The organism is Geodermatophilus africanus, from assembly GCF_900107105.1.
Classification (GTDB): Bacteria; Actinomycetota; Actinomycetes; order Mycobacteriales; family Geodermatophilaceae; genus Geodermatophilus; species Geodermatophilus africanus.
The window spans coordinates 96,729-117,921 of record NZ_FNOT01000009.1 but is presented as its reverse complement, the minus strand read 5'-3'; the positions used below and the strand labels follow the sequence as shown (position 1 = coordinate 117,921).

Sequence of the window (21,193 nt, the reverse complement as noted above, 5' to 3'; positions counted from 1 at the left end):
CACGGCGCCCGCGCGCCGTCCCCGCGGGGGGTCCCGTCCGGTGGCCGCGCACCCGCTCCAGCGGTAGGCAGGACGGCGTGACGGCCGCCGGCGGGGACCTGCGCACCGCCCGGCTGCGGCTGCGCGCCTGGACCACCCGCCGCGACGACCTGGCCCGCCTGGTGGACCTCTACGGCCGGCCGGAAGTCACCCGCTGGCTCGGCGGCACGCCGTCGGTCCCGCCGGTCGAGCTGGTGGCCCGGTGGCGCGCGGTGGCCCGGTCCGACGACCGTTTCGGGGTCTGGGCGGTCGAGCTCGCCGGCACCGCCACGGTGGCCGGCACGGTGCTGCTCAAGCCGCTGCCCCACGGCGTGGGCGAGGTGGAGGTCGGCTGGCACCTGCACCCGGACAGCTGGGGGCACGGCTACGCCACCGAGGCCGCCCGGGCGGTGGTCGACCGGGGGTTCGAGGCGGGGCTGCCGGAGGTCTACGCCGTCGTCCGGCCGGGCAACACCGCGTCGGTGGCGGTGTGCACCCGGCTGGGGATGACCCCGCTGGGCCGGATGCGCCGCTGGTACGACGTCGAGCTCGACGCCTTCCGGCTCATGGCGCCGGTCGTCGTCGACTGAAGGGGGACCCCTGAAGGACCCCCTGCCCCCCTCCGTTCGGAGAAGGGGCCCCGTCCCCCTCGCCCCTCGCAGGCTCGGAACGAGCCTCTGGACGGGGCCTGCGGGACCCGGCAGGAGTCCGCCCTTCAGCGCGCGCGGCGGCGCAGCATCCTCCGGGCCCGCGCCAGGCGGTTGCCCTGGGGGCGGGTGCCCCGGACGTCGCTGTGGTCCAGCCGCGCGGCCTCCTCCAGCGTCGGTGCGGTGCCGCCCAGGTGGGCCGGCTGCCACCACAGGTCCTCGGGCCCGGCCGGCGGCTGGGGGTAGGTCCGCTGTGCGTCGTCCAGCAGCGTCTCCATCGCAGCGCGGATGCGCTGCAGCAGCTCGCGGGGCGCCTCCCCCGGCTCCGGGCGGATCGGCTCCCCGAGGACGACGGTCACCGCCACGCCCCGCCGGAGGTCGATCGGGTGGTGCTTGGTGAACGACCGCTGGCCGCCCCAGACCGCCGCGGGGAGGACCGGGACGGCGGCGTCGATCGCCATGCGCGCGGCGCCGGCCTTGAGCTCCTTGAGCCGGAAGCTGCTGCTGATCGTCGCCTCGGGGAAGACGCCGACCACCTCGCCGTCCTTGAGCGCCCGGACGGCGCGGTCGAACGCGGCGGCACCCGCCTTCCGGTCGACCGGGATGTGGTGCATCGCCCGCATGAACGGCCCGGAGACGCGGTTGGCGAACACCGAGATCTTGGCCATGAAGCGCACCAGCCGGTGCTGCTGCAGCGCCGCCAGGCCGAGGAAGGTGAAGTCGAGGTAGCTGACGTGGTTGCTGCAGATCACCGCGCCGCCCGACGCCGGCACGTGCTCGGCGCCGCGGACGTCGAAGCGGAAGCGCAGCAGCCGGAACACCAGCAGCGCGAACCGGATGACGAGCCGGTAGGGGCGATCACGGCGGTCCGGGCGGGGACCGAAGAGGTCCCGGCGGACGACGTCGCGCCAGCTGGCGGTGTACATGGCGGGACGATAACCGCCGACCTCACCCGCCGCCGGGTCGGGCGTGCGTCACCTCGACGGCGGCGCGCACCACCGCGGTCAGGTCGCCGGTCTCCGCGAACACGCGGCGCTGCAGGTCGGCTCCCGTGCCCCGGTCGAGCACCGCGGCCACCCCGTCGGCCACGCGCCACTCGTCACCGGCGGCCGCCAGCGCCGGGCGCACGTGCTTGAGCAGCGCGGCCACGACCTCCGCGGCCGGCGCGGGACGGCCGGTGGCGGGGTGCACGAGGTCCCCGGTCAGCCCCGAGCGGCTGGCCCGCCAGGCGGCCAGGCGCACCACCTCGGTGCGGACGGCAGGCGCGGCCACCCCGGCCCGCCACTCCCCCGCGGCGGTGTCGACCAGGCCGCGCACCAGCCCGGCCAGCGTGACGGCGTCTGCGGCGCGCAGCGCGACGTCGGCGACGCGCACCTCGACGGTGGGCCACCGCTCGGACAGCCGGGCGTCGAAGTACACCATCCCGCTGTCGACGATCGTCTCCGTCGCGATCAGCTCCGCGATCAGCCGGTGGTAGGCGGCGGCGTCGGCGAACAGCTCGTTGGGCCCGGACGACGGCCAGCGGTTCCACGCCTGGGCGCGGTAGCTGGCGTGCCCGCTGTCCCGGCCCAACCAGAACGGCGAGTTGGCGGTCAGCGCGGTCAGCACCGGGAGCCACACGCGGATCCGGTTGAGGACCCCGACGCCCTCCTCGTCGTCTTCCACGGCGACGTGCACGTGGCAGCCGCAGGTCAGCTGCTCGGCCGCGGTCAGGCCGAAGGTCTCGGCCATCTGCGTGTACCGCTCCCCCGGCGTGGATTGCGGCTCGACCCGGACCGGCGAGCTGGCCAGCGCGGCCACCCGGGCGCCGACCCCGCGGGCCGCGGCGTCCGCCCGCTCCCGCCAGTGCTCCAGGTCGGCGGCGACGTCGTCCAGGGCGGTGCAGACGCGCGTGCCGAACTCCAGCTGCTGGGTTTTGAGCTCGGGCACCAGCCGGGCGGCGGGGTCGTCGACCGCAGCGGTGTCGCCGTCCTCCCGCTCGGCGCGGTCGTGCTCGTCGACCGTCTCGCCCTCGCCGCGGCGGGCCGCCACCTCGAGCGCGGCGGGGCCGAGCGGGACCGGTCGCCCCGAGGGGTCGACGACCAGCAGCTCCTCCTCGACACCCACCGTCCGCACGCCGACCAGCATCGCCAGCCTGCTGCGGTGCCGCGCGGCGAACGGCGAGGGGGTGTTGCGTTGGTGCCCTGGCGCCGCAGGCGCCGATGAATATGCAATTGTGTTGCTTTTGTTGGGCATAACGGTAGACTGAACACATGACCGACCGGTGGGCACCACCACTCCCGGCGATGCCGGCACCGCCACCCGAGCGGGCGTGGCGGCGGCTGCCCGTCCCACCCGGCTACGAGGCCCAGTGGCGCCGGCTGATCGACGCCGCGCTCGAGGTCGGCATGGGGCCGGACTCCCTCGTCGAAGAGGGCATGGACCCCATCGTCGCGGCCCGCGACTGGAAGCCGGCCACCGTCGCCCTCTACAGCAAGGTGGCCCGCTACGGCGGGATCGCGCTGCCGACGGTGCGGACGCCGGAGCCCGACCCGCAGACCCTGGAACTCCGGCCGCTCTCGCAGATCAGGAGCGAGGACCCCGAACACCTGCGCACCGTGGCGTGGTGCGCGCTGGCCCTCGGCTGGCCCGGGACCGTCGGCCAGTTCCGCTCGCTGCGCCGCGACCAGGTGCACCCGACGGCGCGACGCGTCGTCGTCCGCACCGAGGACGGCGAGTGGTCCGTGCCCGGCGCGCTGACCGCGTGGCACGCCTGGGAGTCCTGCCGCGCCCGGTTCCCCGCACTGGCCGACAGCCCCTGGGTGCTCCCCGCCCTGCGTCGCGGGCCGGGCCTCGCCTCCGCCGTGGGCGCCCAGCTGTCGACGCAGGCGCTGCAGGTGACCTTCGCCAAGCACGCCGTCCGGACCGCGCAGCAGCTGCGGATGACCGCTCCCCCGTCGCGGCGCGAGTGGGCCGAGGCGCTCGCGGTGCAGTACCTGACCCTGTCCTACGACTCCTACCGCCGGCTCGCCCTGGCCGGCGGCGCCGAGCCGGTGGCCCCACGCGGCGCGGTGCGCGCCAAGCGCAGTGCCGCCCGGGCGGCGCGGGAGGCCGAAGGCCACCGGTCCTGAAGGGACCGGACCCCTCTCCCCCGTTGTTGTTTGTCTTTCTGTTGTCGAAGTTGATTGCATTGTTGGGGATAACGGTAGTGCGTGGCGCAGGTCGGCCCGCGCTCCGCGACGGGGCCGCGTCAGAGCAGCGGCAGCTGCTCGGCCACCGGCTCGGTGCGAGTGCACGTCGGGCCGGCCCCCACCCGGGTCGCCGGCAGGCTCCCTGCCGGGAAGTCCTTGTCCCCGTCGCCGGAGGTGCCGGCCGGGCCGCCGGCCCCGCGAGCCCCTTCCCCGGCCGGCCGGTCGAGCCCGTGGCGGGCCAGCAGCGGCGCGACCCGCTGCTCGAGCCAGCTGCGGTACTCCGGCGCCGCCACCGCCCCGCGGCGGTAGAGCTGCTGGTAGCGCGGCACCAGTGCCGGGTGCTCGCGGGCGAGCCAAGCGGAGAACCACTCCCGGGCGCCGGGGCGCAGGTGCAGCGGGACGACGGTGACGCCGGTCGCGCCGGCCTCGGCGATCGCCTCCACCGCGGCGTCGAGGTCGGCCACCCGGTCGGTGAGGCCGGGCAGCACCGGGGCGAGGAAGACACCGCAGGACAGTCCGGCGTCGGCGATCGCCCGCACCAGGTCCAGCCGCGCCCGCGGGCTCGGCACGCCGGGCTCGAGCGAGGCGTGCAGCTCGTCGTCCCAGATGGCCAGCGAGACGCCCAGCCCGATCGGGACGTCACGGGCCGCGGCCGCCAGCAGCGGCAGGTCCCGCCGCAGCAGCGTGCCTTTCGTCAGGATGGAGAAGGGCGTGCCGGAGCCGGCCAGCGCCGAGATGACCCCGGGCATCAACCGATAGCGGCCCTCGGCCCGCTGGTAGGGGTCGGTGTTGGTGCCCAGCGCCACGTGCTCGCGCTGCCACGATCGCCGGGACAGCTCGCGGCGGAGCACGTCGACCAGGTTCGTCTTGACGACGACCTGGCTGTCGAAGTCCTGACCGGTGTCCAGCTCCAGCCACTGGTGCGTGCCGCGGGCGAAGCAGTTGTGGCTGACCACGCCATTCGCGACGAAGTCCCCGGTGCCGGTGGTGATGTCGTACATCGGCACCTCGAGCCCCAGGTCCTGCACCTCCACCACGCGGAGGTCGGCGTCGCTCTTGACCGCGATGCCGTTGAGCGAGCACTTGCGACGGATCGCCGGGTCGACGAGGTGGATGAACCGGAGGTGCTCCCGCAGACCACCGCGCAGTCTGACCGTCCCGACACGGTTGGCCAGGCCTCGGTCCTCGATCACGGCGTCGAAACCGAGGATGGTGAACGCTGCTCTCGTCCGGTCGAGCATGTCGTCGTCGGCGTTGCTCACGCGGAGGACGTGCTGGCTCCGGCTGCCCTCGGCGTCGAACACGCCAGCGAGGAAACCCCGCCGCCAGGCATCCGAGCTGACCGCCGGCCACGCCACGAGCTGCTCGATCCGGGCGACCGACGTGGCGGCGGAGGTCCGGATCGCCGTCATGGCCCGTCGTTCCTCGGACGCCGGCGCGAAGAGGAAGCGGTCCGTGTGCACTCCCTCGGCGGCGAGGTAGTCCTGGGCCCGGTCCAGCGCCTCGACGTCGGCCAGAGCGAGGCGGAAACGGTGCACGTCGCCGTGACGTCGGCCGACCCGCTGGTAGCGGTACGCCTTCAGATGCGCGTCCCCGCGGACCATGCCGCTCAGGTAGCCGCGGCGGTAGTCCGCACAGGGCTCGAGCGACTCCGCCGACTGGCCGAGCCCGAGCAGTTCGTCGTTGGTCGTCAGGTGTGGTCGGCGTTCCCGCCCTGCCATCGCCCCGGTGATGTGCTTCCAGCCACGGCCAGTGAGGAAGCGGTGGTCGCCGCTGGCGACCAACTCCGTGCCGTCGGCGAGACGCACACGGTACGCGCGCTTGACCGTCGACCACTGCGCCAGCACCTCGGTCGTCACGTAGTGCCGGTAGGTGCCACGGCGCTCGGTCCCGACGATCCGGTCGCCCACCCGCAGGTCCACGATCGCCTTCCGACGGCCGTCGGCCATCAGGACGAGCGTGTCGCCCCGTAGGCAGTAAACGCAGGCATGCGAGCAGCCCCGGTAGGGGTTGATCGTCCAGCGGAACGGCACCGCCGAGTCGGCAGGCACCTCGTTGAGCGCGCTCTTGCTGCGCACCTCGTGGAAGGTCAGCCCGGGGAACTCCGGCACCTGGACGCTGCGCAGCAGGCCGCGCACTGTCGGCATGCCCGGCAGCGCCGCCGGGTCCTCGGCATCCAGCCGCTGCGCGTCCCACCGCATGACCGCCATCCGAACACACGTTCGACCACGTGTCGAGCCGGCGCGTCAGGCGGCCGGGCCCCGCGGCGGGTCGACGACGTCGGCCCGGACGAGCACCGCCCGCCGGGCGGCCTGCGCGAGCGCGGCGGGCCCGGCGCCGGGTGGTACGCCCACCGCCGACGCGGCCCGCGGCACGGCCGCCAGGTAGACGCCCAACCCCGCGGCCGCCGCGGCGGCTTGCTGCGCGCCCTCGATCGCGACCGCCCGGGCCCGCACCCGCTCGCCGGCCAGCCACAGGTCCACCTCGGCGGGGGTGCGCAGGTTCCACCACCACGTCGTGCGGTCCGCGGCCCCGACCAGCACCCACACCGTGGCACCGTCCCGGACGTACTGCGTTACCACTTCGTGCGGCCGGCCGGTGCGCCGGCCGTGGTACCGCACCACGCCCAGCCGTCCCCCCGGTCGGCGGCCGAGCCGGGAACGCAGCAGGCGGCGCAGCACCGGGTCGGCCAGCCGGTTGGTCAGCGCCGACCCGGTGGACACGACGGCAGGCTAGAGCGGCGGGCGGTCCTCGTAGAAGGTGGAGAGCACCACCGTCGTCCGGGTGGTGACCTTGGCGGTCTGCCGGATCGTCCGCAGCAGCGCCTCGAGTGCGTCGGGGGACGACGTCCGCACCTTCAGCAGGTAGCTCTCCACCCCCGCCACCGAGTGGCAGGCCTCGATCTCGGGCAGGTGCGCGAGCAGGGAGGGCGCCTCGTCCGGCGAGGCGGCGTCGGTCGGGGTGATCGCGACGAACGCCGTCAGCCCCAGGCCGAGCGACCCGGCGTCGAGCTTGGCGTGGTAGCCGGTGATCAGCCCGCGCTGCTCGAGCCGGCGCACCCGCTGGTGCACCGCCGACACCGACAGGCCCACCCGCTCGGCCAGCTCGGTGTAGCTGGCGCGCCCGTCCCGGGCCAGCGCGGCCAGCAGCGCGCGGTCGACGTCGCCGGAGGTGAGCGGCCCGCCGCCGTGGTCAGCCGGGGAGGACGACGAGCTCACGCGGGCCCTCGTTGAGCGCGGTGACGCCGTCGTCGGTGCAGACGACGATGTCCTCGATGCGGGCGCCGCAGCGGCCGGGCAGGTAGATCCCCGGCTCGACGGAGAACGCCATCCCCGGCTCCAGCGGCAGGTCGTTGCCCGCGACGATGTAGGGCGCCTCGTGGGTGTCCAGGCCGATGCCGTGCCCGGTGCGGTGGATGAAGTACTCGCCCCACCCGGCGGCGGCGATGACGTCGCGGGCGGCGGCGTCCACCTGCTCGCACGTGACCCCGGGCCGGACCGCGGCCGTCGAGGCGCGCTGCGCCTCCTGCAGGACCGCGTACCACTCGGCGACGTCGGCGCCGGGGGCGCGGCCGACGGCGTAGGTGCGGGTGCAGTCCGACCGGTAGCCGGTGGCCGTCTCCCCGCCGATGTCGACCACGACGACGTCGCCGTCGGCCACCACGCGGTCGGAGAGCTCGTGGTGCGGGCTGGCCCCGTTGGGCCCGGACCCGACGATGGTGAAGTCCACCGACACGTGGCCCTCGGCCAGGATCGCCGCGGCGATGTCGGCGCCCACCGCGGCCTCGGTGCGCCCGACCCGCAGCCACTCCCCCATGCGGGCGTGCACCCGGTCGATCGCCGCGCCGGCCGCGGCGAGCTCGGCGACCTCGGCCGGCGTCTTGACCCTCCGCAGCCGGTCGATGACGGGGCCCGCCAGCTCCAGCGCCGCCCCGGACAGCGCACCGGCGACGCCGAGCGCGTGCAGCGCCCAGGTGCGGTCGCCCACGGCCACCCGCGCCGGCGCGGCGCCCAGCCGGGCCGCCGCGGTGCGGGCCAGCAGCGCGAACGGGTCGTCGGTCTCGTCCCAGGCCAGCACCTCCAGGCCCAGCGCACCGGCCGGGCCGGCGTCGACCATCGGCGCCTCCAGCCGGGGGACGACGAGGAACGGCTCACCGCGCCGCGGCACCGCCAGCGCGGTCAGCCGCTCCATCGCGTGGGCGTCGTAGCCGCAGAGGTAGCGCAGGTCCGAGCCCGGCGTGACGACGAGCAGGTCGACCCCGCTCTCCGCGGCGACCTCCCGCGCGGCGTGCACGCGGTCGAGCGTCACCAGCGGCCCATCGGCGGTCGGAGCGGCGGTCGGGGGAGGCACGAATCGCAGCCTAACCAGCGGATACGACGGTCACCTCTGGCCGTTACCGTCCCGAGTCGTGACGACGATGCTGCTCGACGCGGCCAGCCTCTACTTCCGGGCGTTCTACGGGGTGCCCACCAGCGTCACCTCGCCGGACGGGCGCCCGGTCAACGCGGTCCGCGGCTTCCTGGACATGACCGCCCGGCTGGTCACCGCCCACGCCCCCGACCGGCTGGTCGCCTGCTGGGACGACGACTGGCGGCCGGCCTTCCGCGTCGCGGCGCTGCCCTCCTACAAGGCCCACCGGCTCTCCCCCGACGGCGGCGAGGAGACCCCCGAGGAGCTCGGCCCGCAGGTGCCCGTGCTGGTGGAGGTGCTCGCCGCCGCAGGGCTGGCGCGGGTCGGCGCCCCCGGCTACGAGGCCGACGACGTCATCGGCACGCTGGCCACCCGCGCCCGCGGCCCGGTCGACGTCGTGACCGGCGACCGCGACCTCTTCCAGCTGGTGGACGACGAGCGCGGCGTGCGCGTCCTCTACACCGCCCGCGGCATCACCGACCTCGAGCTGGTCGACGAGGCGGCGGTGACCGCGAAGTACGGCATCCCGGGCCGTGCCTACGCCGACTTCGCGGTGCTCCGCGGCGACCCGAGCGACGGGCTGCCCGGGGTGACCGGCGTCGGCGCCAAGACCGCCGCGGCGCTGATCACCGAGTTCGGCGACCTGGCCGGCATCCGGGCGGCCGCCGCGCGCACCGTCGTCCCGAAGCCGCCGCTCACCGCCGCCGTCCTCAAGCGGCTGCACGCCGGGGCGGACTACCTCGACGCCGCCCCGGTGGTCGTGGCCGTCGCCCGGGACATCGACCTGCCGCCCGTGGAGGGCACGCTCCCCCGCCGTCCGGCCGACCCCGACGCGCTGGCGGCCCTGGCCGCCGCCCACGGCATCGGGTCCTCGCTCAAGCGGCTGGGCGCCGCGCTGGGCTGGCCGGAGGACGCGCTGAGCTGAGCCTCAGACCTCTTCCCAGGTGTAGGCGGCGGTGGTCTCATCGGTGATGAGGATGCGCAGGCTGACCTCCTCGCCGTAGGCCGTCGTGCCGGTGCACTCGTACTCCGCGCCCTGCTCGACCTGCATCTCGTCGTCGCAGGACAGGTCGACCGCCACGCCCTCGACCTCCTCGAACTGCGCGGCGACGTCGTCCTCGACCCGCCCGGTGTCGAGCACGGTGTCGGCGAAGACGCGGGCGAGCACGACGGCGAGCAGCAGGAGCACCGCGGGGACGACGATGCCCGCCACCAGCCCCCTGCGCGACCGGCGGGGCGGCGGCCCGTACGGCGGGGGTCCCCACGGCTGGCCGGGCTGCGGGGTCCCGTACTGCGGCTGACCTCCCCAGTACGGCGGCTGGCCGGGAGGCTGCGGACCCCAGGGCTGGCCGTGCTGCGGTGCCGGCGGCCCGTAGGGCTGCCCGTACGGGGGCTGGCCCTGCGGCGGCTGGCCGTAGGGGCCGGGCGGCGGACCCCAGGGCCCGGGCTGCTGCGGCCACGGCGGCGGGTACCCACCGGGCGGCGGCGGGCCCGGCTGCGGGGACCACGGCTGCTGCGGCTGCGACCGGCCGGGCTCACCCGGCGGTGGGCCGCCCTGCGGGGGGTTGGTCATCGTCGACAGATCGTGCCACGGGGACCGGGTCAGCCGCCGACCGCGACCGCCACCACGCCTCGCCGCACCCGCTCCACCGCCGCCCGGGCGGTCGTGGCGAGGCCGCCGTCCGCGACCTTGGCCAGCTGGTCGAGCAGGTCGAGCAGCTGGCGGGCCCAGCGCACGAAGTCCCCGCCGGAGAGCTCCGTGCCGGCCTGCTCGGCGCCGGCCAGGACGCGGTCGAGGCTCTGCCCGTCGGCCCAGCGGTACGCCGCCCAGGCGAAGCCGAGGTCCAGGTCGCGGCTCGCCGGGACGCCGTGGTCGAGCTCGACGTCCTGCAGCCGCGAGCGGATCCGCCGCATCTCCGCGATCGCCGCGGCCACCTTCCCGGCCGGGACCGCCGGCTGACCGGGCATCTCCCGGCGCGCCTCGAACACCAGCGTCGACACCGCGGCGGCCAGCTCGGCCGGGGTGAGGCCGCGCCACACCCCCGAGCGCAGGCACTCGGCGACGAGCAGGTCGGCTTCCGACCAGACGCGCGCCAGCCGCCGGCCGTCCTCGGTGGCCACCGGGCTGACGTCGGCGACCTCGTGGTCGACCGGGTCCTCCCCCTCGGCCACGGGCGGGGCCGCCGGGTCGGGCACCAGGTAGCCCAGCTCCTCCAGGACGTCGCAGGTGCGGTCGAACTGGCGGGTGAGCGAGCCGGTGCGCTCGGCCATCCGCCGGTGGGTGGCCTCGGCCTCGCGGGTCGCCCGCAGCCAGCGCTCGGCCGCCCGGACCCGCTCCTCGCGGTCGGGGAGCGCGTGCACCGGGTGGGCCCGCAGCGCCCGGCGCAGGTCGTGCAGCACCGGGTCGTCGGCGGCCGCCGAGCGCTGCCGGACCCGCCGCGCGCCGAGGTCGTGCTCTACCCGGGCGTTGCGCAGGGTGGCGGCGAGGTCCCGGCGGGCGTGCGGGCTGCGGTGGTTGAAGTTCTTGGGCACCCGGACGCGGGCCAGGGCGGTCACCGGGGTCGGGAAGTCCACCGCGCCCAGGCGCCCGGCCCACTTGTCCTCGGTGAGCACCAGCGGGCGCGGCTCGGCCAGGTCGGTCACCCCGGGGTCGAGGACGACGGCCAGCCCCTGCCGCCGTCCCGACGGCACCCGGATGACGTCACCGGGGCGCAGCGCGGCCAGGGCGTCGGAGGCCTCCAGCCGGCGCTTGGCCGCCGAGTCGCGGGACAGCTCCTTCTCCCGCTCGGCGATCTCCTGGCGCAGCCGCGCGTACCCGGCGACGTCGCCGCCCTCGGAGTGCATCTCGGCGGCCCAGCGCTCGGCGTCCCGCTCGTGGCGGGCCGCGGCGCGGGCCAGCCCCACGACCGACCGGTCGGCCTGGAACTGGGCGAACGAGGAGGCCAGCAGCTCGCGGGCGCGGGCCCGGCCGAAGGAGCTGACCAGGTTGACGGCCATGTTGTAGCTGGGCCGGAAGCTGGAGCGCAGCGGGTAGGTGCGGGTGCTGGCCAGCCCGGCGACGACCGAGGGGTCCATGCCCGGTGCCCAGACGACGACGGCGTGCCCCTCGACGTCGATGCCGCGGCGGCCGGCCCGGCCGGTGAGCTGGGTGTACTCCCCCGGCGTGACGTCGACGTGCGCCTCGCCGTTCCACTTGACCAGCCGCTCGAGGACGACGGTCCGCGCCGGCATGTTGATGCCCAGGGCGAGGGTCTCGGTGGCGAACACGGCCTTGACCAGGCCGCGGACGAAACACTCCTCGACGGTCTCCTTGAACGCCGGGACCAGCCCGGCGTGGTGCGCGGCCAGCCCGGCCAGCAGCCCCTCCCGCCACTCCCAGAAACCGAGGACGTGCAGGTCCTCCTCCGGCAGCGAGCCGGTGCGCTCGTCGATGATCGCGGCGATCTCCGCGCGCTCGTGCTCGTCGGTGAGCCGCAGCCCCGACCGCAGGCACTGGTCGACCGCGGCGTCGCAGCCGTTGCGGCTGAACACGAAGGTGATCGCCGGCAGCAGCCCGTTGCGGTCCAGCCGCTCGACGACGTCGGGCCGGGCCGGCGGGCGGTAGCGCGGCTTGTGCCAGTCCCGCTCGCGGCGCGAGCCGCCGTTGCCGCCGCCCCAGGTGTCGAGCCGCCGCTCGTGCTCGCGGACGTAGCGGACGAGCTCCGGGTCGACGACGCTGGCGCCGCGCTCCCGGGTGGACAGCCCCCGCGGGTCGTCGCCCTGCTCGGCGGCGTGCGCGGCCGGGCGCAGGCTGAACAGGTCGAACACCCGGTTGCCGACCAGCATGTGCTGCCACAGCGGGATCGGCCGCACCTCGCTGACCACGACCCTCGTGTGGCCGCGCACGGTGACCAGCCAGTCGGCGAACTCCTCGGCGTTGCTCACCGTCGCCGACAGCGACACCAGGGTCACCGACTGCGGGAGGTGGATGATCACCTCCTCCCACACCGCGCCGCGGAAGCGGTCGGCGAGGTAGTGCACCTCGTCCATGACCACGTAGCCCAGGCCGTCGATCGCCGGCGACTCGGCGTACAGCATGTTGCGCAGCACCTCGGTGGTCATCACGACCACGGGCGCGTCGCCGTTGACCGCGTTGTCACCGGTCAGCAGGCCGACCCGGTCGGCGCCGTAGCGGTCGACCAGGTCGTTGTACTTCTGGTTGGACAGCGCCTTGATCGGCGTCGTGTAGAAGGCCTTGCGCCCCTCGGCCAGCGCCTTGTGGACGGCGAACTCCCCCACGACCGTCTTGCCGGCGCCGGTGGGCGCGCACACGAGGACGCCGGCGCCCTCGTCGAGGGCCTCGCAGGCCTCCACCTGGAACGGGTCGAGGGAGAAGCCGAGCTCCACGGTGAAGTCGGCCAGAGCAGGGTGGGCGCCGCGCCGCCGGGCAGCCGCGTACCGCTCAGCGGGGCTGGACATGTCTCCACGTTAGGCGCGTTGCCGTTCCGCGGCGCGGCCGACCCTGTTGGGGCCAGTGTTAGGGATAACGGGGGACTCGCGGTCGGCGCCGGATGATCAGCCCAGCTGGTCGTCGCGGGTCCGGGCTCACGGCCGGGGGTGAGCCCGGACCCGCGACGCTGATCTCGGCCGATCGTCGGGGACCCGGCTCAGCGGCCGGTGCCCACCACCGACAGCGCGCCCGGCATGCACACGCTCACGGCCGGCAGCGGCGCGACCGGCTCGCCGTCGGCGTAGGTGGTCAACCCCTCCCCCACCAGCTCCACCCGGCGGGCGCGGTGCACGGTCACCGCGGGGTGCTCGACGTGCGTGCCGGCGGTCAACCGCGGCCGGGTGCGCACCAGCTCCCGGCGGCTCACCGGCCCCACGACCGTGACGTCGAAGACGCCGTCGGCCGGGTCCGCAGCGGGGCACACGCGCATGCCGCCGCCGTACCAGGCGGTGTTGCCGACGGCGACCAGCGTGACGGCGACGGTCCGCAGCTCGCCGTCCAGCACGAGGGTGAGCTCCCGCGGCCGCAGCCGGGCCAGCTCGGCGAGGATCGCGACGTCGTAGCGGCGGGACCCGCGCGGCCAGCGCAGCCGGTTGGCCCGGTCGGTGACGGCGGAGTCGAAGCCGCAGCAGAGCACGGTGGCCCACCACCGCTGCCCGGTGCGGCCGGCGTCGACGGTGCGGACCTCCCCCGCCCGCAGGTCGGCCGCCGCCGCCTCCGCCGCGGCGCGCGGGTCCACGGGCACGCCGAGGGCGAGGGCCAGGTCGTTGCCGGTCCCGGCGGGGACGACGGCCAGCGGGGTGCCGGTCCCGGCGACCGCCTGCAGTGCGGCGTGCGCGGCGCCGTCCCCACCGATGGCGACCACGGCGGCGGTGCCCGCGCCGACCGCCGCGGCGGCCTGCGCCTCGGCGGCGGCGCGAGTGGTCGCGGCCAGCACTCGTGGGGTCAGGCCGGCGGCGCGCAGCACGTCGAGCACGGTCCCGGTGGCGGCGAGAGCCCGCCCGCGGCCGGCCGCCGGACTGACCAGCACGGCGACCTTCGAGTCGGCCCCCCTGCAGGGGCCCGCCGCGAGCCTGCGAGGGGCGGGGGGCAGGGGGGTCCTTCTTCAGCCGCGGAACCGCGCGGAGCCGTCCAGCGGCGCGGCCTGGGCCTCCGTGGTGGGGTCCTCCCGGCGCAGGTCGTCGTACGGGGCGGGGGCGGCGTCGAGCTCCGACGGCGCGGCGTCCAGCGGCGAGGCCTCGTCGTCGGACAGGGCGTGGAAGTGCTCGACGGCGTCCCGCTTGGCGCGGCGCCGGTCGACGAACCGGGCCACCTGGATGGCCAGCTCGAAGAGCACGATCATCGGCCCGGCCATGAGCAGCATGGTGAACGGGTCCTGCGTCGGCGTGACGAAGGCGGCGAAGACGACCGTGAGGAAGAAGATCCACCGCCGGGCCCCGCGCAGCGCCTCGTAGGTGAGGACGCCGGCCAGGTTGAGCGCCACCGCGATCAGCGGCACCTCGAAGCTCACCCCGAACGCCACCAGCAGGGAGAGCATGAAGCCGATGTAGTCCGGGGCGGTCAGCGCGATGACCGTGCCCTCGCCGGCCAGGCCGAGCAGCAGCTCCAGGCCCGCCGACAGCGACACGTAGGCCAGCACCGCGCCCAGGAGGAACAGGGTCGTGGAGACGGCGACGAAGCCGAAGCCGTAGCGCTTCTCGTTCCGCTTCAGCCCCGGGGTGATGAACGCCCACAGCTGATACAGCCACACCGGCGCGGAGAGCACCGCCCCGGCCAGCAGGCTGACCTTGAGCCGGATGAAGACGCCGCCGAAGACGTCGGTGATGAGCAGGCCGCACTCCTGCTCGCTGCCCTGCGTGAAGCGGAGGTTCGCCGGCAGGTCGCAGTAGGGCGCGCGGATGAAGTCGCCGAGGCCGTGCTCGTACCACCAGAACGCGACGGCGGTGGCCACCAGCAGCGCGAGCAGCGCCTTGGCGATCCGGTTGCGCAGCTCGGTGAGGTGCGCGACCAGCGTCATCGTCCCCGCGGGGTCGCGCGGTGGGCGGCGCCGGCGCAGGCCGGACCGGCGGGCGGGCTCGCTCATGGTGGTGCCGGGGGGTGGGGTCAGCGGGCGCTGTCGGCCGGGCCGGCCTGGGCCGCGCGGGCCCGCAGCTCGGCGGCCCGGGCCTCCGCCGCACGCGCCTCGGCCTCGAGGGCCTCGCGCTCGCGGTCGGCCGCCGTGGCCGCCGGGAGGACCTCACCGCGCACCGGGGCGGTCCGGGCGGCGTCCTTGGTGCGGACGTCGTCGTCCTTCATGCCCTTCATCTCGCCCTTGAAGATGCGCAGCGAGCGGCCCAGCGAGCGCGAGGCGTCCGGCAGCTTCTTGTAACCGAAGAGCAGCAGGACGGCCAGGATGATGAGGCCGATCTCCAGCGGTCCGAGGTTGGGCATGGTGGGTCCTCCGTGGGTGGGTGGCGTCGTCGATGCTACGTGCCCGCGGGCGGCCTGCCGTCCCCGAAACGAGGGGGGTGTGCGCCGCCCCGGTCAGGAGGGGCGCTGCACCTGGCCGGCGCGGGCGGCGGTGGCCTGCGCCTCGGTGAGCAGCGGCCGCACCTCCCGGTCGAGGGCCGCGAGCTCCCGGCGCAGCCGGCCGGCGGCGCCGAGGACGCCGTAGGCCAGGGCGCCGAGCACGACGACGGCCAGGACGGCGACGGCGATCCACACGACGGTCAGCAGCACGGGTCGGGACCCTAGTCGCCGGAGGTGGACGGGAGCTGTCCGCCGGCTGGATACCGGGTGAGCGTGGCGCGCGCGTCGGCGGCGACGGCCGCGGCCAGCTCGGCCGGCTCGTCGACGGTGGCGGCGCCACCGAGGGAGGCGACCAGCCGCCGTGCCCACGCCAGGTCGGCGGTGCGCAGGGCGACGGCGAGACCGCCGGGCGGGTCGTCGACCTCGCGGACGTCCTCGACCGGGTAGTACTCGGCCACCCAGCGGGCGGTGCGGGCCAGCCGCAGCCGCACCACCGGCGAGCCCGGCTCGGGCTGGTAGAGCCCGGCGTCCACGTCGCGCAGCGGCACGCCGGGCGGCGGCGCGGACGGCTCGTCGAGCACCTCGACGTCGTCGATCCGGTCCAGCCGGAACAGCCGCACGCCGCCGACCTCGCGGGACCAGGCCTCCAGGTACCAGCGCCCGTCCACCAGCAGCAGCCGCAGCGGGTCGACGGTGCGGTCGGTGCGCTCGTCCCGGGTGGGCACGTAGTAATGCAGGTGCAGCGCCCGCTTGCGCTCCAGGCCCTCCCGGACGACGGCCAGCGCCTGCTCCTGCGCGTCGACCGACAGCGCCACCGGAGTGACCCGCTCACCGGCGTGCCCGGCGGCCGCGGAGACCTTGGCCAGCGCACGGCTGACCGCCTCCCGCTCGGCCAGCCCGGGCAGCTCGAGCAGGGTGCGCAGCGCGACGACCAGGGCAACGGCCTCGTCGGTGGTCAGCCGCAGCGGACGGACCATGCCGGCGGTGAAGGTGACCCGCACCCGGTCGCCCTCGAAGGCCAGGTCGATGAGGTCGCCGGGCCCGTAGCCGGGCAGGCCGCACATCCACAGCAGCTCCATGTCGCGGCGCAGCTGCCGCTCGGGGACGCCGAAGTCGCGGGCCACCTCGGCCAGCGGCACTCCCTCGGGGCGGGCGGTGAGGTACGGGACCAGCGAGAGCAGCCGGGTCATCCGCTCGGTGGTCGTGGGCGCGCTCACGCCGCTCCCTCCGGCGCCATCGCGGCCAGCCGCCGCAGCCGCTCGACGACGGCCGCGCGCACCGCGGCCGGGGCCTCGACGACGACGTCCGGGCCGTAGGCGGCCAGCTGGGCGGCCAGCCGCATCGGCTCGGTGGTGCGCAGCTCCAGCCGGTCGTCCCCGTCCTCGGCGGGGCCGAGGGGGACGGCGTGCCGGCGCAGCCCCACCGCGGCGCCGGGGCGGGCCCGCACCACCACCAGCTGCTCCTCCCCCCGCGACTGCCCGGCGACCATCGCCGCCAGGTCGACGTCCTCCGGGGGCTCGAAGGCGCCCGCCGGGCCGACGGCCTTGGGTGTGCCGACGACTCGGGAGAGCCGGAAGACGCGGGGTGCCCGCCGGTCGAGGTCCAGCCCGCCGAGGTACCAGCGGCCGTGCCAGGCGACGACGCCCCACGGCTGCACGCGCCGGCGGGTGGGGGCGTCCTCGTCGGGACGGCGGTAGTCGAAGGTCAGCTCCCGGCGGTCGCGGGCCGCGGCGTAGCAGGGCTCGAAGGCGGGCTCGTCGGAGTCCAGCCGCGGCCGCAGCGGGATGGCGCGGGTGGTGTCGACGTCCACCCCGGCGGCCTTGAGCTTGACCAGCGCGCTCTGCGCGGCGCCGGCCAGCTGCGCGGACTCCCACAGCCGCAGCGCCAGGCCGACGGCGGCGGCCTCCTCGCCGGTGAGGGTGATCTCGGGGAGCTCGTAGTCGGCGCGCGCGATGCGATAGCCGTCCTCGGTGTCGAAGACGCTGGTCCGGCCGGTCTCCAGCGGCACGCCCATCTCGCGCAGCTCGGCCTTGTCCCGCTCGAACATGCGCTTGAAGGCCTCGTCGGCGCGGGCGGTGCCGTCGTCGGGCTCGTAGCCGGGCACGGTCGCCCGGATCCGGGCGGCGGTCACGTACTGCCGGGTGCCGAGCAGGGCGATGACCAGGTTCACCAGCCGTTCCGCCCGCTTCGCCGCCACGCGCCCAGGCTAGATGAAGGACCCCCTGCCCCCCACCGTGGAAGGACCCCGTCCTCCCCACCCATCGCAGGCTCGGGGCGGTGCCCTGGACGGGGCCGGCGGTGGGGCCCTGCAGGGGGCCGGGGCCCAGCGCGCTGGCTAGCCTGCCCGGGTGGGGGAACGCGGGACGACGCAGCGGATCCGGTGGCGCCGGGGCACGGTGACCGCCCTCGGGCGGGCCTGGCGCGACGCCCAGGAGCTCACCACCGAGGTGGCCGGAGACGGCGAGGTGCGGGCGCTGGCGCACCCCTCGCTGGTCGGCGTCCCCGAGGTCGGCGACACGGTGCTGCTCAACACCACGGCGTGGGCGCAGGGCCTGGGCACCGGCGGGTACGCGCTCGTCGTCGCCGTCCCCGACCGGCTGCCGCCGGACCCCACCGGCCCCGGGCACCTGGTCAAGGCCCGGTACACGCCGCTGCAGGTGACCGTGCAGGGCGTCGACGAGCAGGACACCGAGCACCACCGCACGATCGCCGACGCCGAGGACCTCGCCGGGATGCCGGTCGTCGTCGCCGACCTGCACTCGGCGCTGCCGGCCGCGCTGATCGGCGTCGTGGCCACCGACCCGGACCTGCGAGTCGCGTACGTGATGACCGACGGCGGCGCGCTGGTCGCCGGGTTCTCCCGCACGCTGTCGGCGCTGGCGCCCTCGCTGGCCGGCGTGGTCACCGTGGGCCAGGCGTTCGGCGGCGACCTGGAGGCGGTCACGCTGCACACCGGGCTGCTCGCCGCCAGGCACGTGCTCGGCGCCGACGTGGCGATCGTCAGCCAGGGGCCGGGCAACCTCGGCACCGGGACGCCGTGGGGCTTCTCGGGGGTCGCCGCCGGGGAGGCGTGCAACGCGGTCACCGTGCTGGGCGGGGAGCCGGTCGGGGCGCTGCGGATCTCCGACGCCGACCCGCGGCCGCGGCACCGCGGTGTCTCGCACCACTCGCTGACCGCGTTCGGCCGGGTGGCGCTGGGCGGGGTGACCCTGGTGGCGCCGCGCGGGCTGGGCTCGGAGCTGGGCAGCCAGGTCGAGGAGGACCTCGCCGGTCAGCCGGAGCGCAACCGGGTGGTGTGGATGGACGTCGACGGGCTGGAGGAGGCCCTCGGCCTGTCGCCGGTGCCGCTGTCGACGATGGGCCGCGGCTGGCCCGAGGAGCGCGCCTACTTTTTGGCCGCCGCGGCCGCCGGTCGCTACGCCGCCCTCCAGGTGCCACTGCCCGAGGAGTGAGCGGAGCGCCGGGACGGCGAGGCGCGCCCCTGGCCCCTCCGCTCAGCCGACGGGCACCCAGCCGCCCGGGGCGTCGCGGTCACCGCGCCAGTCGGTCGGCTCGCCCAACCCGGGCAGCACGTCGGTCAGCCACCACGTCGCGCCCGGGTCCCACCCGGCGAGCACGGTGCCCGCCGGACCGTCGGGCGTCCGCACCGGCAGGGCTCGCCCGGCCGTGGCGAGGTAGCCATCCACCGTCAGGTGCACCGCGTCGAACTCCTCGGCGACCGCCGCCCAGTCCGGGATCGCCCAGGCGCTGTCCCGGCCGGTGGCCCGCCACCAGTCGTGCCGCCGGGACGCCGTCACGTCGAGCGGGAACCGCTCGACCAGCGTCACCCAGGCCACCGGTCCGGTCACCTCGAGGACCCGGGCGGTCTGCGCCGGCGGGGACACCGGCCAGCTGCGGGCGCTCTCCCATCCGAGGGAGTCCTCGACCAGCTGCAACCCCGCCGGCAACCGCCTCGTGACGACCAGCCCGGCCAGGTTCGGCACGGATCACCACACCCCCGACCAGTTCGCCCGGGGATCGGCCGGCCGCTCGCGGCGGGCGCGCACCTCGTCGGCGAGCGTCTCGTCCCTCCAGGCCGCGAGCCCGACCCGTGCCCCGGAGGTGCGTGGCGTGCTGATCAGGCCATCGGAGTCCGGCCAGGAGACGGCGTGCTGGGCCTCGACGGTGAGCGGTTCGGTCCACCACTGCGATGCCGGGGCCCGGGCGACCGCCGCCACGATCGGGGCCAGCTCCGCGGCGACCGAGTCATCGGCGAGCACCCGGTCCTCGCCGTGCGGCTCCTGCCAGTACACGGCCCAGTCGACCGACGCGGTCAGCGCAGCCAGCAGCCGACCCTGCTCGACGATCGCCGCCGGATCGGTGGCCGCCACCCGCCGGCGCACCTCGTCGCGCCAGCGGACCTCCTCGCCGCCGGACGCGTGGACGGACAGCGGCTCGTCCAGCAGCTCGGCGAGAGTCCGTCGGCCGCGCGGCGCGGCGAGCAGCCGTCCGGCGCGGTCGTCGTCCACGGGGCAGTCTGCCCCCGGGCGTCACATGCTGGCGATCAGCTTGTCGACGCGCTCGTCGACGGCCTTGAAGGGGTCCTTGCACAGCACGGTGCGCTGGGCCTGGTCGTTGAGCTTGAGGTGCACCCAGTCGACGGTGAAGTCGCGGCGCTTCTCCTGGGCCCGGCGGATGAACTCCCCGCGCAGCCGCGCCCGGGTGGTCTGCGGGGGCACGTTCTTGGCCTCGAACACCCGGGGCTCGTGGGCCACCCGGTCGACGGCGTTGTTCCGCTCGAGCAGGTAGTACAGCCCCCGGGTGCGGCTGATGTCGTGGTAGGCGAGGTCCATCTGGGCCACCCGGGGCGAGCTCATCGGCAGGTCCCGCTTGGCCCGGTAGCGCTCGATGAGCTGGTACTTGGTGGCCCAGTCGATCTCCCGCTCGATCAGCGACAGGTCGCCGGTGTCGACGGCCTTGAGCACCCGCCCCCACAGCTCGAGCATCTGCCGATGCACCGGGCCGAAGCCCTCCCGGTCGACGAACTCCGCGGCCCGGGAGTGGTACTCCGACTGGATCTCCAGCGCCGACATCTCCTTGCCGTTGGCCAGCCGCACCCTGCGCCGCCCGGTCATGTCGTGGCTGATCTCGCGGATGGCGCGGATCGGGTTCTCCAGCGTCATGTCCCGGATCGGCACGCCGGCCTCGATCATCCGCAGCACCAGGTCGGTGACGGCCACCTTGAGCAGCGTCGTCGTCTCGTTCATGTTCGAGTCCCCGACGATCACGTGCAGCCGCCGGTAGCGCTCGGCGTCGGCGTGCGGCTCGTCGCGGGTGTTGATGATCGGCCGCGACCGGGTGGTCGCCGAGGAGACGCCCTCCCAGATGTGCTCGGCGCGCTGGCTGATGCAGTAGATCGCCCCGCGCGGGGTCTGCAGCACCTTGCCCGCGCCGACGACGATCTGCCGGCTGACCAGGAACGGGATGAGCACGTCGGCCAGCCGGCTGAACTCCCCGTGCCGGCCCACCAGGTAGTTCTCGTGGCAGCCGTAGCTGTTGCCGGCCGAGTCGGTGTTGTTCTTGAACAGGTAGATGTCGCCGGTGACGCCCTCCTCGGCCAGCCGCTGCTCGGCGTCGACCAGCAGGCCCTCGAGGATCCGCTCGCCGGCCTTGTCGTGCACCACGAGCTCGGTCAGGTCGTCGCACTCGGCGGTGGCGTACTCGGGGTGGCTGCCCACGTCGAGGTAGAGGCGCGAGCCGTTGCGCAGGAAGACGTTGGAGCTGCGCCCCCACGACACCACGCGGCGGAACAGGTAGCGCGCCACCTCGTCCGGGGACAGCCGCCGCTGCCCGCGGAAGGTGCACGTCACGCCGTACTCGGTCTCGATGCCGAAGATCCGTCGCTCCACGCACCGAGCCTAGGCGCCGATGGCGACAGAGGGCGCCCGGCGCGCACGCCCGGGGCCCGGCGG

General features: G+C 75.7%; 21 protein-coding genes. 4 read left to right on the top strand and 17 right to left on the bottom strand.

Annotated elements, in window-relative coordinates; genetic code table 11:
• The first annotated feature begins 77 nt into the window (after positions 1 to 77).
• Positions 78 to 608, top strand: a complete 531-nt coding sequence (locus tag BLW63_RS16735) for a GNAT family N-acetyltransferase (protein WP_091158684.1) — start codon at positions 78 to 80, stop codon at positions 606 to 608.
• 125 nt (positions 609 to 733) lie between these two features.
• Here BLW63_RS16735 and BLW63_RS16730 read toward each other — a convergent pair whose 3' ends face one another.
• Together BLW63_RS16730 and BLW63_RS16725 are read right to left on the bottom strand one after the other, a co-directional pair.
• The gene (locus tag BLW63_RS16730; RefSeq protein WP_091158682.1) at positions 734 to 1,591 is read right to left on the bottom strand and encodes a lysophospholipid acyltransferase family protein; all 858 of its coding nucleotides are present in this window, start codon (positions 1,589 to 1,591) and stop codon (positions 734 to 736) included.
• A 22-nt stretch (positions 1,592 to 1,613) separates the two neighbouring features.
• Complete coding sequence (locus BLW63_RS16725; RefSeq protein WP_091158678.1) at positions 1,614 to 2,792, bottom strand: carboxylate-amine ligase; 1,179 nt, start codon at positions 2,790 to 2,792, stop codon at positions 1,614 to 1,616.
• A 125-nt stretch (positions 2,793 to 2,917) separates the two neighbouring features.
• Here BLW63_RS16725 and BLW63_RS16720 point away from each other — a divergent pair, with 125 nt between their 5' ends.
• Positions 2,918 to 3,775, top strand: a complete 858-nt coding sequence (locus BLW63_RS16720) for a hypothetical protein (RefSeq protein ID WP_091158675.1) — start codon at positions 2,918 to 2,920, stop codon at positions 3,773 to 3,775.
• Positions 3,776 to 3,894: 119 nt separating this feature from the next.
• Here the strand turns inward: BLW63_RS16720 and BLW63_RS16715 are convergent, their stop codons facing one another.
• From BLW63_RS16715 to BLW63_RS16700, 4 genes are read right to left on the bottom strand one after another with little or no spacing between them, the layout of a single operon-like run.
• Positions 3,895 to 6,045, bottom strand: a complete 2,151-nt coding sequence (locus BLW63_RS16715) for an intein-containing Rv2578c family radical SAM protein (protein WP_244522631.1) — start codon at positions 6,043 to 6,045, stop codon at positions 3,895 to 3,897.
• Positions 6,046 to 6,081: 36 nt separating this feature from the next.
• Complete coding sequence (locus BLW63_RS16710; protein ID WP_091158672.1) at positions 6,082 to 6,558, bottom strand: nitroreductase/quinone reductase family protein; 477 nt, start codon at positions 6,556 to 6,558, stop codon at positions 6,082 to 6,084.
• Positions 6,559 to 6,567: 9 nt separating this feature from the next.
• On the bottom strand, positions 6,568 to 7,053 hold the full coding sequence (locus BLW63_RS16705) for an Lrp/AsnC family transcriptional regulator (protein ID WP_091158669.1): 486 nt from the start codon (positions 7,051 to 7,053) through the stop codon (positions 6,568 to 6,570).
• Positions 7,028 to 8,185 carry a M24 family metallopeptidase gene (locus BLW63_RS16700; RefSeq protein ID WP_244522630.1) on the bottom strand — a complete coding sequence of 386 codons (1,158 nt, stop codon included), beginning with the start codon at positions 8,183 to 8,185 and terminating at the stop codon, positions 7,028 to 7,030. The genes BLW63_RS16705 and BLW63_RS16700 overlap by 26 nt, the downstream gene beginning before the upstream one ends.
• Before the next feature lie 67 nt (positions 8,186 to 8,252).
• On the opposite strand from BLW63_RS16700, the gene BLW63_RS16695 reads away from it, so the two are divergent.
• The gene (locus BLW63_RS16695) at positions 8,253 to 9,170 is read left to right on the top strand and encodes a 5'-3' exonuclease (protein ID WP_091158666.1); all 918 of its coding nucleotides are present in this window, start codon (positions 8,253 to 8,255) and stop codon (positions 9,168 to 9,170) included.
• Between the two features lie 3 nt (positions 9,171 to 9,173).
• Here BLW63_RS16695 and BLW63_RS16690 read toward each other — a convergent pair whose 3' ends face one another.
• The 8 genes from BLW63_RS16690 to BLW63_RS16655 all read right to left on the bottom strand — a co-directional run bounded on the left by BLW63_RS16690 (position 9,174) and on the right by BLW63_RS16655 (position 17,439).
• The gene (locus BLW63_RS16690) at positions 9,174 to 9,818 is read right to left on the bottom strand and encodes a DUF4333 domain-containing protein (RefSeq protein WP_091158663.1); all 645 of its coding nucleotides are present in this window, start codon (positions 9,816 to 9,818) and stop codon (positions 9,174 to 9,176) included.
• Between the two features lie 29 nt (positions 9,819 to 9,847).
• Positions 9,848 to 12,703 carry a DEAD/DEAH box helicase gene (locus BLW63_RS16685; protein WP_091158660.1) on the bottom strand — a complete coding sequence of 952 codons (2,856 nt, stop codon included), beginning with the start codon at positions 12,701 to 12,703 and terminating at the stop codon, positions 9,848 to 9,850.
• Positions 12,704 to 12,891: 188 nt separating this feature from the next.
• Positions 12,892 to 13,764 (bottom strand): diacylglycerol kinase family protein, encoded by an 873-nt coding sequence (locus BLW63_RS16680; RefSeq protein WP_244522629.1) that lies wholly within the window; start codon positions 13,762 to 13,764, stop codon positions 12,892 to 12,894.
• Positions 13,765 to 13,839: 75 nt separating this feature from the next.
• Positions 13,840 to 14,817, bottom strand: coding sequence for a twin-arginine translocase subunit TatC (gene tatC, locus BLW63_RS16675; RefSeq protein ID WP_091158656.1), 978 nt, complete (start codon positions 14,815 to 14,817; stop codon positions 13,840 to 13,842).
• A 20-nt stretch (positions 14,818 to 14,837) separates the two neighbouring features.
• Positions 14,838 to 15,164: a Sec-independent protein translocase subunit TatA gene (gene tatA / locus BLW63_RS16670; protein WP_091158654.1), complete on the bottom strand. Its 327-nt coding sequence runs from the start codon at positions 15,162 to 15,164 to the stop codon at positions 14,838 to 14,840.
• 93 nt (positions 15,165 to 15,257) lie between these two features.
• Positions 15,258 to 15,452, bottom strand: a complete 195-nt coding sequence (locus BLW63_RS16665; protein ID WP_091158651.1) for a hypothetical protein — start codon at positions 15,450 to 15,452, stop codon at positions 15,258 to 15,260.
• An 11-nt stretch (positions 15,453 to 15,463) separates the two neighbouring features.
• Positions 15,464 to 16,459, bottom strand: a complete 996-nt coding sequence (locus tag BLW63_RS16660; protein ID WP_091158648.1) for a helix-turn-helix transcriptional regulator — start codon at positions 16,457 to 16,459, stop codon at positions 15,464 to 15,466.
• On the bottom strand, positions 16,456 to 17,439 hold the full coding sequence (locus BLW63_RS16655; RefSeq protein WP_091158645.1) for a helix-turn-helix transcriptional regulator: 984 nt from the start codon (positions 17,437 to 17,439) through the stop codon (positions 16,456 to 16,458). The genes BLW63_RS16660 and BLW63_RS16655 overlap by 4 nt, the downstream gene beginning before the upstream one ends.
• 151 nt (positions 17,440 to 17,590) lie before the next feature.
• Here BLW63_RS16655 and BLW63_RS16650 point away from each other — a divergent pair, with 151 nt between their 5' ends.
• Positions 17,591 to 18,694 (top strand): DUF3866 family protein, encoded by a 1,104-nt coding sequence (locus tag BLW63_RS16650; protein ID WP_091158643.1) that lies wholly within the window; start codon positions 17,591 to 17,593, stop codon positions 18,692 to 18,694.
• Positions 18,695 to 18,736: 42 nt separating this feature from the next.
• Here the strand turns inward: BLW63_RS16650 and BLW63_RS16645 are convergent, their stop codons facing one another.
• Genes BLW63_RS16645 through pafA form a run of 3 tightly spaced genes read right to left on the bottom strand, consistent with a single transcriptional unit; the run spans position 18,737 to position 21,130 of the window.
• On the bottom strand, positions 18,737 to 19,225 hold the full coding sequence (locus BLW63_RS16645; RefSeq protein WP_091158640.1) for a hypothetical protein: 489 nt from the start codon (positions 19,223 to 19,225) through the stop codon (positions 18,737 to 18,739).
• A gap of 3 nt (positions 19,226 to 19,228) precedes the next feature.
• Positions 19,229 to 19,750: a hypothetical protein gene (locus BLW63_RS16640; RefSeq protein ID WP_091158637.1), complete on the bottom strand. Its 522-nt coding sequence runs from the start codon at positions 19,748 to 19,750 to the stop codon at positions 19,229 to 19,231.
• A 21-nt stretch (positions 19,751 to 19,771) separates the two neighbouring features.
• Positions 19,772 to 21,130: a Pup--protein ligase gene (gene pafA / locus BLW63_RS16635; protein ID WP_091158634.1), complete on the bottom strand. Its 1,359-nt coding sequence runs from the start codon at positions 21,128 to 21,130 to the stop codon at positions 19,772 to 19,774.
• Between the last annotated feature and the right edge of the window lie 63 nt (positions 21,131 to 21,193).

Bases quoted from the DNA above. Each gene is read 5' to 3' on its own strand.
- BLW63_RS16730 (WP_091158682.1), bottom strand. From the start codon at position 1,591: ATGTACACCGCCAGCTGGCGCGACGTCGTCCGCCGGGACCTCTTCGGT.
- BLW63_RS16725 (WP_091158678.1), bottom strand. From the start codon at position 2,792: ATGCTGGTCGGCGTGCGGACGGTGGGTGTCGAGGAGGAGCTGCTGGTC.
- BLW63_RS16720 (WP_091158675.1), top strand. From the start codon at position 2,918: ATGACCGACCGGTGGGCACCACCACTCCCGGCGATGCCGGCACCGCCA.
- BLW63_RS16715 (WP_244522631.1), bottom strand. From the start codon at position 6,045: ATGGCGGTCATGCGGTGGGACGCGCAGCGGCTGGATGCCGAGGACCCG.
- BLW63_RS16695 (WP_091158666.1), top strand. From the start codon at position 8,253: ATGCTGCTCGACGCGGCCAGCCTCTACTTCCGGGCGTTCTACGGGGTG.
- BLW63_RS16690 (WP_091158663.1), bottom strand. From the start codon at position 9,818: ATGACCAACCCCCCGCAGGGCGGCCCACCGCCGGGTGAGCCCGGCCGG.
- BLW63_RS16685 (WP_091158660.1), bottom strand. From the start codon at position 12,703: ATGTCCAGCCCCGCTGAGCGGTACGCGGCTGCCCGGCGGCGCGGCGCC.
- tatC (WP_091158656.1), bottom strand. From the start codon at position 14,817: ATGAGCGAGCCCGCCCGCCGGTCCGGCCTGCGCCGGCGCCGCCCACCG.
- tatA (WP_091158654.1), bottom strand. From the start codon at position 15,164: ATGCCCAACCTCGGACCGCTGGAGATCGGCCTCATCATCCTGGCCGTC.